This window comes from Denitrificimonas caeni (assembly GCF_905120345.1).
Classification (GTDB): Bacteria; Pseudomonadota; Gammaproteobacteria; order Pseudomonadales; family Pseudomonadaceae; genus Denitrificimonas; species Denitrificimonas caeni_A.
In genome coordinates this window covers 264693-279822 of sequence record NZ_CAJHOA010000002.1, presented here as the reverse complement: position 1 = coordinate 279822, position 15130 = coordinate 264693, and the positions used below count along the sequence as shown (strand labels likewise).

At 47.9% G+C, this 15130-nt stretch carries 13 protein-coding genes; 10 read left to right on the top strand and 3 right to left on the bottom strand.

Features of this window, described 5'->3' with window-relative positions; translation table 11 throughout:
- The first annotated feature begins 77 nt into the window (after positions 1-77).
- The 3 genes from secA to JYJ62_RS04865 all read left to right on the top strand — a co-directional run bounded on the left by secA (position 78) and on the right by JYJ62_RS04865 (position 5142).
- Positions 78-2810, top strand: coding sequence for a preprotein translocase subunit SecA (secA, locus tag JYJ62_RS04875; protein ID WP_205341076.1), 2733 nt, complete (start codon positions 78-80; stop codon positions 2808-2810).
- A 123-nt stretch (positions 2811-2933) separates the two neighbouring features.
- Complete coding sequence (gene argJ, locus JYJ62_RS04870; RefSeq protein WP_205341075.1) at positions 2934-4151, top strand: bifunctional glutamate N-acetyltransferase/amino-acid acetyltransferase ArgJ; 1218 nt, start codon at positions 2934-2936, stop codon at positions 4149-4151.
- 40 nt (positions 4152-4191) lie between these two features.
- On the top strand, positions 4192-5142 hold the full coding sequence (locus JYJ62_RS04865) for a Nudix family hydrolase (protein WP_205341074.1): 951 nt from the start codon (positions 4192-4194) through the stop codon (positions 5140-5142).
- On the opposite strand, the gene JYJ62_RS04860 is transcribed toward JYJ62_RS04865, so the two are convergent.
- Both JYJ62_RS04860 and JYJ62_RS04855 read right to left on the bottom strand, forming a co-directional pair.
- A complete protein-coding gene (locus JYJ62_RS04860; protein WP_205341073.1) occupies positions 5137-5715 on the bottom strand; it encodes a cob(I)yrinic acid a,c-diamide adenosyltransferase in 579 nt (192 codons plus the stop codon). The two genes, JYJ62_RS04865 and JYJ62_RS04860, sit on opposite strands and share 6 nt — an antisense overlap.
- 24 nt (positions 5716-5739) lie before the next feature.
- Entirely contained in the window at positions 5740-6666 is a 927-nt protein-coding gene (locus JYJ62_RS04855; protein WP_205341072.1) for a putative 2-dehydropantoate 2-reductase, read from the bottom strand.
- Positions 6667-6942: 276 nt separating this feature from the next.
- Between JYJ62_RS04855 and JYJ62_RS04850 the strand changes: the two genes are divergently transcribed.
- Positions 6943-7422, top strand: coding sequence for a YajQ family cyclic di-GMP-binding protein (locus JYJ62_RS04850; RefSeq protein WP_205341071.1), 480 nt, complete (start codon positions 6943-6945; stop codon positions 7420-7422).
- A 75-nt stretch (positions 7423-7497) separates the two neighbouring features.
- On the opposite strand, the gene mqo is transcribed toward JYJ62_RS04850, so the two are convergent.
- Complete coding sequence (mqo, locus tag JYJ62_RS04845) at positions 7498-8985, bottom strand: malate dehydrogenase (quinone) (RefSeq protein WP_205341070.1); 1488 nt, start codon at positions 8983-8985, stop codon at positions 7498-7500.
- Between the two features lie 621 nt (positions 8986-9606).
- Between mqo and JYJ62_RS04840 the strand changes: the two genes are divergently transcribed.
- The 6 genes from JYJ62_RS04840 to hflC all read left to right on the top strand — a co-directional run bounded on the left by JYJ62_RS04840 (position 9607) and on the right by hflC (position 15005).
- Positions 9607-10191, top strand: coding sequence for a YajG family lipoprotein (locus JYJ62_RS04840; protein WP_205341069.1), 585 nt, complete (start codon positions 9607-9609; stop codon positions 10189-10191).
- A gap of 89 nt (positions 10192-10280) precedes the next feature.
- The gene (gene miaA / locus JYJ62_RS04835) at positions 10281-11243 is read left to right on the top strand and encodes a tRNA (adenosine(37)-N6)-dimethylallyltransferase MiaA (protein ID WP_205341320.1); all 963 of its coding nucleotides are present in this window, start codon (positions 10281-10283) and stop codon (positions 11241-11243) included.
- Positions 11244-11313: 70 nt separating this feature from the next.
- Positions 11314-11565 carry an RNA chaperone Hfq gene (gene hfq, locus JYJ62_RS04830; protein ID WP_205341068.1) on the top strand — a complete coding sequence of 84 codons (252 nt, stop codon included), beginning with the start codon at positions 11314-11316 and terminating at the stop codon, positions 11563-11565.
- A 12-nt stretch (positions 11566-11577) separates the two neighbouring features.
- Complete coding sequence (gene hflX / locus JYJ62_RS04825) at positions 11578-12873, top strand: ribosome rescue GTPase HflX (RefSeq protein WP_232365716.1); 1296 nt, start codon at positions 11578-11580, stop codon at positions 12871-12873.
- A gap of 102 nt (positions 12874-12975) precedes the next feature.
- A complete protein-coding gene (gene hflK, locus JYJ62_RS04820; RefSeq protein ID WP_205341067.1) occupies positions 12976-14136 on the top strand; it encodes an FtsH protease activity modulator HflK in 1161 nt (386 codons plus the stop codon).
- On the top strand, positions 14136-15005 hold the full coding sequence (gene hflC / locus JYJ62_RS04815; RefSeq protein WP_205341066.1) for a protease modulator HflC: 870 nt from the start codon (positions 14136-14138) through the stop codon (positions 15003-15005). Before hflK ends, hflC begins: the two co-directional genes overlap by 1 nt.
- The last annotated feature ends 125 nt before the right edge of the window (positions 15006-15130 follow it).

The window sequence follows — 15130 nt, the reverse complement described above, 5'->3', positions numbered from 1 at the left end:
GAATGAACTTTTTGTGCGGGTGAGTACTGTATGTCTTACGCGCCTTCACCCCCCCAAAAATGGAAGCGTTATTAATTATGTTTGCGCCTTTATTCAGAAAACTTCTTGGTAGTAAAAACGACCGTGATGTCAAGCGTATGTACAAAACGGTGAGTGCCGTTAATGCGTTTGAAGAACAAATGGTGGCTCTATCGGATGAGCAGTTACAAGCTAAAACCAATGAGTTTCGCGAGCGTTTGGCGGGTGGTGAAAGCTTAAACAAACTCCTACCAGAAGCCTTTGCTGTCGTTCGTGAATCCGGCAAGCGCGTGATGGGTATGCGTCACTTTGATGTGCAGTTGATCGGTGGGCAAACCTTGCATGAAGGCAAAATTGCTGAAATGCGTACCGGTGAAGGTAAAACTTTGGTGGCAACTCTGGCGGTGTATCTAAACGCCTTGCCCGCTAAAGGTGTGCATGTGGTCACAGTCAACGACTACCTTGCTCGCCGTGATGCCAATTGGATGCGTCCACTGTATGAGTTCTTAGGCTTGTCTGTGGGCGTTGTAGTACCCTTTCAAGATCCAGAAGACAAGCGCGCTGCTTATGCTTGTGATATTACCTACGGTACCAATAACGAGTTTGGTTTTGACTATTTACGCGACAATATGGCGTTTAGTGTTGAAGAAAAATTCCAACGCGAACTGCATTTTGCCGTGATCGATGAAGTGGACTCCATCTTAATTGATGAGGCGCGCACGCCTTTAATCATCTCCGGACAAGCTGAAGACAGCTCTGAGCTGTATAAGAAAATCAATCTAATTATTCCAACGCTAAAGCGTCAGTTGGAAGATGAAGAAGGTGAAGTGCTGGAAGAAGGGCATTACACCATTGATGAAAAAATGCGTCAGGTGGAGCTCAATGAAGCAGGTCACCAATACATTGAAGAAAAACTGACTGAGCTGGGTTTGTTGGCCGAAAACGAATCGCTGTATTCTTCCAGCAATCTGAGCCTACTGACGCACGTTAACGCTGGTTTACGTGCGCATACCTTATTTAATCGTAACGTTGAGTATATTGTGCAAGATGGGCAAGTGGTGCTGGTGGATGAGCACACCGGTCGTACCATGCAAGGACGACGCTTGTCTGAAGGTCTGCACCAAGCTATCGAAGCCAAAGAAGGTGTGCATATCCAACCTGAGAGCCAGACTATGGCCTCTACCACCTTTCAGAACTACTTCCGGCTGTATGAAAAGCTGTCCGGGATGACCGGTACGGCAGACACTGAAGCTTTTGAATTCCGTCAAATTTACGGTTTGGATGTGACGGTTATTCCAACTCATCGTCCGGTCGCGCGTAAAGATTTTAATGACTTGGTGTTCTTAACTCAGCCAGAAAAATACTTAGCAATTATTACTGATATCCGTGAGTGTCAAGAACAAGGTCGTCCGGTATTGGTTGGTACGGCATCGATTGATAGTTCCGAGCATATTTCTGAGGTGCTTAAAGCTGAAGGTATTGAACATAAAGTACTGAACGCTAAGCATCACGATTTAGAAGCCGATATTATTGCGCAAGCTGGACGTCCTGGTGCGGTCACCATCGCGACCAACATGGCTGGACGGGGTACGGATATTGTTTTAGGCGGCAGTTGGGAAGCAGAAGTGGCTGCGCTCGAAAATCCCGATGAAGAGCATGTCGCAGCATTGAAAACCGCTTGGCAAAAACGCCATCAGCAGGTGATTGAAGCCGGTGGTTTGCACGTGATTGCTACTGAGCGTCATGAGTCACGCCGAATTGATAACCAGTTGCGTGGCCGTTCCGGTCGTCAAGGTGACCCAGGTTCGACCCGTTTTTACTTGTCGCTTGAAGACAATCTGATGCGTATCTTTGCTTCAGATCGTGTGAAAAACTTTATGAAAGCGCTCGGTATGAAAGAAGGCGAAGCGATTGAGCATCGCATGGTCAGTAATGCTATTGAAAAAGCGCAACGCAAAGTTGAAGGTCGTAACTTTGATATGCGTAAGCAATTGCTTGAGTACGATGACGTTGCTAATGAACAGCGTAAAGTGATCTATCATATGCGTAATACGTTGCTGTCATCGACTGATGTCGGTGATGTCGTGGCTGAGTTTAGACATGAAGTATTAAGCAGCACTATTGAACAGTTTATTCCGCCACAGTCATTACCTGAACAATGGAATATTGCTGAACTCGAGCAAGCGATCGTTGAAGGTTTTGGCACGCAGTTGCCTATTCAGCAGTGGCTCGATGCTGATGATTCCTTATATGAAGACACGCTGCGTGAGCGCATTTATCAGCAAGTCACTGCAGCCTATACTGAAAAAGAACACATGGTTGGTGCTGAAGGCTTACGTGCTTTTGAGAAGCAAATTATTCTGCGCGTGTTGGATGATTTGTGGAAAGAGCATTTATCAGCGATGGATCACTTACGTCACGGTATTCACTTACGTGGCTATGCGCAAAAGAATCCTAAGCAAGAATACAAACGTGAATCCTTTAACTTGTTCCGTGATTTACTTGACTCGATTAAGCGCGATTCGATTCGTGTGCTGTCAAATGTGCAGATTCGCCAAGAAGATCCAGAGGAAGAGGAAGCACGTTTGCGCCAACAAGCGCAAGCGATGGCTGAACGTATGCAGTTCCAGCATGAGGACGCAGCAAGTTTTGACGGCGCTGAAGAGGATGCTGCAATCGCTGAACCGGTTGCCGTTGCACAAGTACGTAACGAACCTAAAATTGGTCGTAATGAGTCGTGCACCTGTGGTTCAGGTAAAAAATACAAACATTGCTGTGGACGTATCAGTTAATGTTTTAAGGCTGCTTTGAAGTTTTAGAGTGGTTGCTAGTTTTAGCTTTACGCCGTACCAGAAAAAATCTGTGTGCGGCGTTTCTTTTCGCGCGTAGCGCATTTGATTGGCGGGAGAATTATTATGGCGGTTGGCTTAGGTGATTTACCAGTAATGCACCCAGTAGCAGGTTTTGAATTAGGTATTGCTAGTGCCGGTATCAAAAAGCCAGGCCGTCGCGATGTTGTGCTGATGCGCTGTGCGCCGGGCAGTACAGTTGCGGGTATTTACACGCAGAATGCCTTTTGCGCGGCACCTGTGGTGCTCTGCAAGCAGCGCATGCAGTCTTCACCGCGTTACTTGGTGGTTAATACCGGCAACGCCAATGCCGCCACTGGTGAGCTAGGCTTGCAAGCAGCCAATGCTGTTTGTCAGCAACTAGCTGCTTTGCTTAAGTGTCCTGTTGAGCAGGTTCTACCTTTTTCAACGGGCGTGATTGGCGAGCCGTTACCCGTCGATAAAATTGTTGCGGCTTTACCCGCAGCGCTGGCTGACTTAGCTGAAGATAACTGGGCATTGGCCGGTGAAGGTATTATGACCACCGACACTCTACCCAAGGGCGCGAGTGTGCAATTTCAGCACGAGGGTGTGACTTTAACCGTAACGGGTATCAGTAAAGGTGCCGGCATGATTCGTCCGAATATGGCGACCATGCTGGGTTATATCGCAACAGATGCGGCAGTCAGTCAGGATATTTTGCAAAATATTTTGCATGATGCGGCCAATAAATCTTTTAATCGCATCACTATTGATGGCGATACTTCAACCAACGATTCTTGCATCTTGGTCGCTACCGGACAAGCTGCGCTGGCGCCGATTACTGCAGCAACGGGTGCGCTGTACGAAGCCTTGCGTGATGCCATTCATCAGGTCGCCATGCAATTAGCACAAGCGATTGTGCGCGACGGTGAAGGCGCCACTAAATTTGTCACGGTGCAAGTGCAGGGTGGAGCGAATCAGCAAGAATGTCTTGATGTCGCCTATGCTGTTGCTCACTCACCGTTGATTAAAACTGCGTTATTTGCTTCTGACCCGAACTGGGGACGAATTGTCGCGGCAATTGGTTATGCTGGGGTTAAAAATTTAGACACTGAACAAGTCAATGTGTATTTAGATGATGTTTGTATTGTTGCTCGAGGTGGTCGTGCTGCCAGTTACACCGAAGAGCAGGGCGCTGCGGTGATGCAGCAAGCGGAAATTTTAATTCGTATTGAGTTGGAACGTGGCGGTTGCGCTGAAACCATCTGGACCACTGACTTGTCTCATGAGTATGTGCGCATTAATGCTGAATATCGCTCATAAGATTATGGCTATAGAAGCAGGTGTTGCTAGGTGACTGTCGATGACTAAGCGTGTACATGTGGTGGCTGCGGTGATTCGCAATGCTCAAGACGAAATTCTGCTGGCGCTACGCCCTAAAGATAAGCATATGGGTGGTTTGTGGGAGTTTCCTGGCGGCAAGTGTGAAGTCGGTGAAAGTCCGCCACAAGCCTTAGCACGTGAACTGCATGAGGAGTTGGGGATTGTCATTGATAATCCTCGACCGCTGATACAAGTGCGTCATAATTATCCTGATTTGCATGTGCTGCTGGATGTCTATGAGGTGCTCAGTTTTACTGGGCAAGCACATGGTGCTGAAGGACAAGAAGTACGGTGGGTTACGCCTAAAGCTCTATCTGCTTACCAGTTTCCCGCGGCTAATCGTACCATTGTGAGTGCGGCACAATTGCCGCAGCAGTATTTGATTACCCCAGAGCAGCTGGGCGCTGAGCAATTGTATGTCGGCGCTGAGCAGGCGTTAGCAGCAGGCTGTCAGTTGTTGCAGTTGCGCGCCTCGCACCTATCCGAGAGTGAGTACAAAAGCCTTGCGCAGCGGTTACAGATGCTGTGTGCTAGGCGTGCGCAGTTGATGCTTAAAGGTGATTTGACTTGGCAGGCAGATTTTCCTGATGCCGGTTGGCATCTAACCGCACAACAATTGCGTGAACTGGCTGGGCAACAACGGCCTCTGGCAGACGGCCGCTGGTTAGCAGCGTCGTGTCATAGTGCCGAGGAATTAAAACTGGCCAGTGCGTTACAGGTCGACTTTGTCACTTTGTCACCGGTGTTGCCGACGCAGACACATCCTGGTGCGCCAATCTTGGGTTGGGATGCTGCGCAAGCGTTACTGCTCGAATTTAATGCACCAGTCTTCCTGCTCGGTGGTTTAACCGAACAGGATACTGATAAAGCACAGGCTATTGGCGGCCAGGGTGTGGCAGCTATTCGTGGTTTTTGGCCGCTGGCGTCATAGCGGCTTTTCTGCTGCTTGCCAGAGAATTTCAGCACAGCCTTGGTACTGGGCAATCAAACGTGCTGCAACAAACAGCAGATCAGATATTCGGTTAATATAGGCGAGCACTTCTGGGCGTAAAGCTTCGCCGCTGTGCAATGCTTGGCAGCGTCGCTCGGCGTTGCGTGCACTACCACGACAGATATGCGTTTGTGCAATTAAGCGAGAGCCGCCCGGTAAAATGAAATCTTTTAGCGAGCCAACCTGTACATTCCAAGCATCAATGGTTTGTTCAATTCGAGCGATTTCAACCGCTTGCAACGCTTGATACTCGGGCATGGCCAACTCGCCACCTAAATCAAATACACGGTGTTGGCAGGGTGCTAGAACATCAATAATAATCTGTAAGGCAGGAGTGGTTTTGAGTTGCTCTTGCAGGTCAGCTAATAATAAGCCCAGCTGGCTATTGAACTCATCTAAAGCACCAATGGCTTCAATCCGTGGGTGGCTTTTATTGACGCGGCGGCCATCGGCTAAGCCCGTTTGTCCATCATCACCGGTACGTGTGTAAATTTTACTAAGTCTATAGCCCATGTGCAGTCTCCGTGAACAGGTTATTTAAACGGTTGGTAGTCCTTGCGCCAGTAAAGCGTCTTGTAACTGCGTATGCAGTGCATGCAAGGTTGGTGTGTGACAGCTCAGCGCACGGCTTTGCGTGCATGCAAAGCCGATGATATAGCTGATTTCAGTGCGGCGCTGATTGAGTACATCTTGACGCATGGATGACGAATTGGCTGCTGTTTTATCAATCACTGCCCAAACGTGTTCTTGCAATGCCTGCGCTGCCTCAGATTGCCCTGCGCCACATAACAGAGAGTGTAACTCATCGCATAGCGTATTGATCAGCTCTGGATAATTGCGTAGCTCACCATTTAAACAGTTATAAATGACCGTCAGTGGGTTAATTGCACAGTTGATCGCTAATTTACGCCACAGTTGAGTGGCGATATCTGCTGACCATAGACAAGGAATCCCTGCCGCGTTACATGTCTCTAGCAGCTGTTGTGGCTGGGGTCGTGCGTTAGTGTCTAAGTCGCCGAGGATAACTTGTCCTTGCCCAGCAAGGACACTGTGAAACGGCGCAGCTAGATAAGCACCCTCGGTGCTGGAGGCGGCAATGCAGCGTGTGTTTGGTAAGCGCTTTTGCACCGCTTGCTGACTGCCTAAACCGTTTTGCAGCAGAATGACTAAGCTGTCGCTGTTGAGACGTTGCGTAACTTGGGCAATTGCAGCTTCTGCGTCATAGGCTTTGCACGCCAAGAGCAGATGCTTAATCGGTTGCGGATCATCGGCTAATTGTGCGCTGACAGGATAATAGACCGTGTGCTGATGTTGTGCATCGCTGAGGCCGACGCCAGGCGCTTGCTGATAACCGGCTATGGTTTCGGTATTGCGTAAAATTAACTGTACAGTATGCTGTTGAGCGGCTAAACGCGCGGCCCATAAGCAGCCTAAACTACCCGCGCCGAGGATATGCCAGATCATGACGCTATTACTGCACGGCTGCTAAGGTGTATCTCTGTATAATCAGCAGGCTGCTGTAGAGGATTTATCATGCGACTTAAACGCTTGGCATCATCTGCCGTGATGATATTGAGGTGCGAGTTTGACATGGCTTAATTATGGCTCATAAAAGCATCGGAACCTTGAGGTAATGTGGCTCTTTATACCGAGTCGTCTAGGGCAATGGCAAGCGCTCTGACCTGCAGTAGCAATTAAAATATTTTTTATTTCAATCTAGAATAATTTTGGAGGATAACAATGCCCTCATTTGATGTTGTTTCAGAGCTTGATGCTCATGAATTGACCAATGCCATGGATAACGCAGGCAAAGAGCTTGAGCGTCGTTATGACTTGCGCGGTAAGGCCAGTATAGAGTTTAAAGATAAAACCGTGACCTTAACCGCCGAGGCTGATTTTATGCTCGAGCAGTTGATTGAGATTATAAAAATGTCACTGGTCAAACGTAAAATTGACGTGCAGTGTTTGGAGTACAAAGACGCTTACGGGTCAGGTAAGGTCGTGAAGCAAGAGATAGTGTTGCGCGAAGGCATCGATAAAGAGCTCGCGAAGAAAATTGTCGCTGCGGTCAAGGATGCTAAGCTTAAAGTGCAGGCCTCGATCCAAGGTGAGCAAGTGCGTATTACCGGTAAGAAACGTGATGATTTGCAAGAAGCCATTGCTTTGCTACGCAGTCAAGATCTGGGTTTACCGCTGCAGTTTGATAACTTTAGAGACTGATGGTGTAGTCAAATTAAGCGCTTAAGGTGCTGGATCAATAAAAAATGCCCGCTGAGTGAGCGGGCATTTTTTGTTTTAACGTAACTTTAATAACGTGTCGGAGCGGTCTTGCGTACTGCGATACAGTTCTGCATTGGTTTCCAGCTCTTTCAATGGTGCTGGGAAAATAGCAGAAAGTTTTTCTTTCCACTCAGCAGAGGCGCTTTGCTCTGGGAAGCAGCGTTTAAGCAAGTCAAGCATGATTGATACGGTCACTGAGGCACCAGGTGATGCGCCGAGTAATGCCGCTAATGAACCGTCAGCAGAGCTAACCAGTTCAGTACCGAACTGCAAAACACCGCCTTTCTCTGCGTTTTTCTTGATGATCTGTACACGTTGGCCGGCAATTTCTAGTTTCCAATCGGCAGGATCCAATTGCGGGTAGAAACGACGTAAAGAGTCTAAGCGTTGCTCCATGGACTGCATTACTTCGCTCACCAAGTAGCGAGTCAGATCCATATTGTCGCGACCGACTGCCATCATTGGCCAGATATTGCTAAAACGCACGGATAAGGGTAAATCAAGAAATGAACCGTACTTTAAGAACTTAGTGGTAAAGCCTGCGTAAGGTCCAAATAGCAACGATTTTTTGCCATCAATCACGCGGGTATCTAAGTGTGGAACTGACATTGGCGGCGAACCTACCGCTGCCAAGCTGTACACTTTGGCTTGATGCTGTTCAACAACTTTAGGGTTATCGCAACGCAACCATTGACCGCTGACTGGGAAACCACCGTACCCTTTGCCTTCAGGAATACCTGATTTTTGCAGCAATGGCAGAGCGGCACCGCCGGCACCTAAGAACACAAACTTAGTGGTGACTGTGCGACGTTGGCCATTCACTAGGTTTTTGATCGTGACTTTCCAGCCTTGTGCACAGCGCTCAAGTCCGACCACCTTATGCTTGTAGCTCAGGGTGCTGTTGTCCTGCTGGTCTAAATAAGTCAGCAATTCACAGGTCAGTGCGCCAAAGTTAACGTCGGTACCGTTACTGATATGGGTAACCGCAATTTCTTCATCATCTTTACGTGCCGCCATCATCAAGGGCAACCACTGCGCCATGACACTTTTATCTGTAGTGAACTCCATGTCGGCAAAGGCATGGTGAGCTTTTAATAGCTCAGCTCGTTTTTTCAAAAAGTCCACATTCGCTTTACCTTCAACAAAGCTTAGGTGTGGGACCGAATGAATAAAAGTTTCAGGGTTGCCAAAGGTACCTGTTTCGATGAGGTGAGCCCAGAATTGCTTGGACTCTTCAAACATCGCATTGATATTAATAGCTTTCTTAATATCAATAGAGCCATCAGCTGCTTGCGGAGTGTAGTTGAGTTCACAGAGGCCGGCGTGACCGGTGCCTGCGTTATTCCATGGGTTGGAGCTTTCCATCGCTCCACCTTCCATTTGCTCAACAATTTCTAAGCGAAGGCTTGGATCCAGCTCTTTTAGCATGACTGCTAAAGTTGAGCTCATAATACCGGCTCCCACCAGCAATACATCCAAGTGTGCTTGATTATCTTGTGCCATCAGTGTGTCTCCAAAATGCAGCTTTTGAGCTGTACAGTACGACTGTAGTCAGCCAAGGTCAGGGTTAGATTATTGTGAAATAGCCAATGCTTTAACCACTGCAAGAAGGGGGGCTGTTGGTGCATGGAACTGTAAACGCCAAACTATTCATTGCTTGCCACACTCTTGTGAAGTTGTGAAACACAGTTTCCCGCCATCTTTTGGAGTAGCGGATCTTAAAAATGCTTTTGCCGCAGGCGCCAGAACAGGTTTTGCATGAATGCTACATCGCTACAAAAAGAGCATTGATCATCATTCATCGTGGGTCTGTGCGTCATTAAATGGAGCACTTAGCAACCTCTTGGCTTTAAAAATAAACGCTGCAAAAGTGCAGGTTAAAGCGTCAATTAGAGGTTGCCGTACATAGTTGGTTGACAATTATAACGATGAAATTAGAAAAAACGATCATTCACGTTAAATTTCTTTAGTCGAAAGGAATTGAAAAATACAGTCGAACCCTAATCTAGTCGCAATTCTATAGGTGTAAATGAGGTATTTTAGAGACTTGTGCTTGGTGCTGTGCAAGTGTGCAGCGCTTGGTTAAACTTGAACCTGTTCAGATATTTTTAAAGGATCTCAATTATGTTGCGTTATGTCTTAGTCGGTGCTGCAGTTATTTTGACTGGGGTTTTAGCCGGTTGTGGTCTGAGTCCACAGTATTTAAAGCCAGAACCCCGCTTTACTGGACAATTGGTAAAAGTCGGGCAGGGTCAGCCGGTCACGGTCACGGTCAATGATGCACGGCCTTCGCCGGTGATTGGTACACGTGGCGGTTTATATGCGCAGAGCAGCGCCATCAGTGTTAGCGGGCCAGCATTCTTGCCGCGCTTACAAGCAGAAACCGATGCTGCAGTGCGTATGATGGGCTTTACGCCGATGGCTCAAGGCGCGGGTAATGCGCAAATTACTTTAACGCTGACTGAGCTCAGTTACCGCTCCACAGAAAAAAATCCCCTCGCGAAAGAAGCACAATTACAAGCGGTCTACAAGCTCGAAGCAAGAAATGGCACGCGTCACTACAGTGGTCGTTACGCCGCAACCCTAAATCAGGGGTATGCAAGCGCGCCGAATGAGCAAGCCAATACAGACTTGGTCAGTCAAGTGCTGAGTGAAGCGCTGCAGCGAGTCTTTAATGACCCCGCTATTGGACAATTATTAGCTTACTAAGCTTTTTTTTGCTCTGCTGGTCTACAGCCATCACCCGCGACAAACGGTGTCTCGGGTGGTTGGCTTAGGTGAGTAAGGGGGTTATTTTGATAAACAACTTGCCGCCGGCCATTTTTTTAATGGGTCCGACAGCGTCCGGGAAAACTGATTTAGCGCTGCAGTTAGTGCATCAGTTGCCTTGTGAAATTATCAGTGTCGACTCGGCACTGATTTATCGTGGGATGGATATTGGTAGTGCCAAACCCAGTGCTGATATTTTACACACTTACCCGCACCATCTCGTGGATATTCTCGATCCTGCGCAGAGTTATTCGGCAGCGCAGTTTCGTGATGATGCGCTGGTTGCTATGGCCGACATTACTGCACGTGGACGTATTCCCTTGCTGGTGGGTGGTACCATGTTGTATTACAAGGCGCTCATTGATGGTTTAGCCTCAATGCCAGCTGCCGATGCTAGGGTTCGAGAAGTGCTTGAGCAGCAAGCAGCTGCGCACGGCTGGGCTGCATTGCACGCTGAGTTGCAGAGTGTTGATCCGGTGTCAGCACAGCGCATCCATCCCAATGATCCGCAACGCATTATGCGAGCCTTAGAGGTGTGGCGGGTCAGTGGACAAAGTATGACTGAACTGCGCGCACATCAAGCGTTACAAAAACAAGCATCTAACAACAGTCATTTACCGTATAATGTTGCGACATTTGCTATTGCACCGCAGCAGCGCAGTATTTTACATCAGCGTATTGCCCAACGATTTCATTTGATGTTGGAACAAGGTTTTATGGCTGAGGTCGAAGGGTTGTGGCAACGCGGTGATTTACATGCAGATTTGCCCTCAATACGAGCGGTCGGTTATCGACAAGCGTGGGCGTACTTGCAAGGAGACTACTCGTACGATGAGATGATTGAGCGCGGCATTATTGCCACGCGTCAGCTTGCTAAGCGGCAGTTTACTTGGTTGCGCAGTTGGGCAGATGTTGAATGGCTGGACAGTTTAGCGTGTGACACGCTGTCACACACCTTGAAAAAGTTAGAACAGCTCACCATATTGAAATAACTGAAGTTTTTTATTTGCCTGTGTACAGACACAGAGCAAATTTTTATTTTATTGAATTGGAGTACACCACATGTCAAAAGGGCACACGCTACAAGACCCTTACTTAAACCTCTTGCGTAAAGAACGCGTACCCGTATCAATCTACTTGGTCAACGGTATTAAGCTGCAAGGGCAAATTGAATCTTTTGATCAGTTTGTTATCTTGCTGAAGAATACTGTCAGCCAAATGGTTTATAAGCATGCTATCTCAACAGTCGTACCAGGTCGTCCAGTACGCTTGCCGAGTGATGATGACAGCAATGCTGATTTGGGTGATGACTAGTTGGAGCATATTTTGATCAATGAACATCCGGGTGAGCGCGCCATTCTTGTGCATTTAGACGGCCGCGAACCTGATGTGCGAGAAGATCCTTATGAGTTTCAAGAGCTTGCAGTGTCAGCCGGAGCTGTCATTGCCAGCTTTGTTAATGTCTCTCTGCATCAACCCAACGCGCGTTTTTTAATTGGCTCCGGCAAAGTTGAAGAGCTGCGTCAGTTGGTGGCTGCTGAACACGCCGACTTAGTTATTTTTAATCACACTCTGACCCCTAGCCAAGAGCGTAACCTAGAGCGTGCTCTAGAATGTCGCGTGTTGGATCGTGTCGGTTTGATTCTGGATATTTTCGCCCAGCGTGCACAAACCTATGAAGGTAAGTTGCAGGTTGAGCTGGCTCAGTTGGAACACATCGCGAGCCGTCTGGTGGGTAGCCGCGCTGATCTAAGTGGTCAGTTGGGCGGTATTGGTTTGCGCGGGCCGGGTGAAACTCAGCTTGAATCAGACCGTCGTTTATTGCGTGTACGGGTTAAGCAAATTAAAAACCGTCTGGTAAAAGTGCGCAATCAACGGCAATTAGCGCGTCGCAGTCGTCAGCGTGCAGAAATACCGGGCGTGTCGCTAGTGGGCTATACCAATACGGGCAAGTCTACGCTGTTTAATTTTCTGACTGAGTCGAAGGTGTTTGCTGCTGATCAGTTGTTTGCGACATTGGACCCAACGGTTCGACGTGTTGAAATACCGAAGTTAGGTGCAGTAACACTGGCTGATACGGTCGGCTTTATTCGGCACTTGCCACATAAACTGGTTGAGGCCTTTCGTGCAACATTGGAAGAGTCGGTTAACGCAGATTTATTATTGCATGTGATTGATGCGCAATCGCCGGAGCGTGATGAGCAAATCAAACAAGTGCATACTGTCTTACAAGACATTGAAGCGGATGATGTGCCGATGCTGGAGGTCTACAACAAAATCGACTTGCTTGATAATGTTGAGCCGCATATTCAGCGTGATGAGCAAGGTAAGCCGGTACGAGTTTGGATCTCAGCTGCTAAGCAACAGGGCATCGCCTTGCTGCAACAAGCGATTGCTGAGCTGTTGGAAGAAGAAATATATATTGCTACAGTGCGTCTCGATCAACAGCAGAGTCGGCTACGTGGTAAATTATTTGATTTAAATGCTGTGCAGCAAGAAAGCCATACTGAAGACGGTTCGAGCGTGCTAAAACTGCGTGTGGCGAAAATAGAGTTGGATAAGCTGTTAAGTCATGAAGGAATAACCGCTGCTGACTTTTTTGCACAGTATACTGAGGATTGATCGTAGCAAGTTAAGCAGCTAACACTGCACTTGCTGCGTTGATTAAATATAATATAGTGCACGTTGATGTGCATTTTGCCTTTCAAATAGATGGAGAACACTATGGCCTGGAATGAGCCGGGTGGTAACTCAAATAATCAGGATCCTTGGGGCGACCGCAAACGCGGTGGCAAAAAACAAGGACCGCCTGATCTTGATGAAGCCCTCCGTAAACTGCAGGACAATCTAAGTAGCTTGTTTGGCGGAAAGAAAAAACCGGGAGCGACTGGCTCTGGTGGTGGTTTTGGCCTCGTAGCAGTGGTTTTGGCTGCTTTAGCTGCAATGTGGCTGTACACCGCGGTTTATTCGCTTGATGAGCAAGAGCAAGCAGTGATTTTGCGTCTAGGTAAGTATCACGAGACCGTGGGTCCGGGTTTGAATATTTATTTCCCGCCAATGGATCGTAAGTACGAGCAAAACGTCACCCGTGAGCGTGCTTATACACGTCAAGGGCCGATGCTGACTGAAGATGAAAATATCATCGAAGTGCCATTGACCGTGCAGTATAAAATCAATAATTTACAAGATTTTGTACTCAATGTTGATAGTCCTGAAATGAGCTTACAGCATGCCACCGAGAGTGCCTTGCGCCACGTTGTAGGTTCTACAGCAATGGACCAAGTGCTGACCGAGGGTCGTGAAGTATTAGCGGTTGATGTTAAAGAACGTTTACAACGTTTTTTAGACACGTATCGTACCGGTATTACCGTGACGCAGGTGAACGTGCAGAACGCGCAAGCACCACGTGAAGTGCAAGAATCCTTTGATGATGTGATTCGTGCCCGTGAAGATGAACAGCGTGAAAAGAACCAAGCAGAAACCTATGCTAATGGCGTCGTTCCAGAAGCGCGTGGTCAAGCCCAGCGTCTACGTGAAGAAGCGAATGGTTACCGTGATGAAACTGTTTCACGTGCTGAGGGTGAGGCTGATCGCTTTACTAAACTCGTCACTGAATACCGTAAAGCGCCTGAAGTGACTCGTCAGCGCTTGTATATCGAGACGATGCAAGAGGTGTTCAGTAGCACCAGTAAAGTATTGTTAAGCAGTGATAAAGGCCAAAACAGTATGCTGTATTTGCCACTGGATAAAATGCTAGAAGGGCGCACTGCAACATCACAGAAATTGTCCGGCACTGCAGAGAGCGATAGCAGCTCTATTGAAAGCAGTGTGCGTTTAGGTGGCGATGCGCTGTCTCGTGACTTACGTGCCAGAGGTAGCCGTTAATGAGCAATAAATCGACATTTGTTTTAATTATAGCTGCAGTATTGGGCTTGGTTGCTTGGAACAGTTTCTATATTGTTCAGCAAACAGAGCGCGCGGTACTGTTGCAATTCGGAAAGGTAGAGCAAGCGAATGTGCAGCCGGGTCTGCATGTGAAAATACCTTACGTCAACCAAGTGCGTACCTTTGATGCGCGCTTATTAACTCTGGATGCGCCGACTCAACGTTTTCTAACTCTCGAGAAGAAAGCGGTGATGGTGGATGCCTTTGCTAAGTGGCGTGTGGCTGATGCTGACCGTTACTACACCGCAACTTCAGGTATTAAACAGGTTGCTGATGAGCGTTTAGCGCGCCGTCTCGAAGCCGGTTTGCGTGACCAGTTTGGTAAGCGTACTTTGCATGAAGTGGTGAGTGGTCAGCGTGATGAGTTAATGGCTGATATTACGACGTCTTTAGATCGTATGGCACGTAAAGAACTAGGCATTGAAGTGATCGATGTGCGGGTTAAATCTATCGACTTGCCGAAAGAAGTTAACCTCAGTGTGTTTGAGCGTATGAGCTCTGAGCGGGCGCGTGAAGCGCGTGAACACCGAGCTAAAGGTAAAGAGTTGGCAGAAGGGATTCGAGCCGATGCTGATCGTCAACGTCGGGTTTTATTGGCTGAAGCCTACCGCGAAGCTGAAGAGATTCGAGGTGATGGTGATGCGTTAGCGACGGCGATTTATGCTAAAGCGTACGGCGCAGACCAAGAGTTCTATGCGTTTCACCGTAGCTTAATGGCGTACCGTGAAAGCTTTGCTGATAAAAGCGATATCATGGTGTTATCACCTGATCACGAGTTTTTTAAGTATATGGAACAAGCAAAACCTTAAGTGGGTTGAGTTGGCGCGCGCTACCTTTGTCGTAGCGTGCGCCGTTTAGGCCTTGTAAAGGCTCGGCTCGACATGCTGTATGGAAAAGCTAGGGGCATGCACAGAATAATCTGTGGTATCATGCG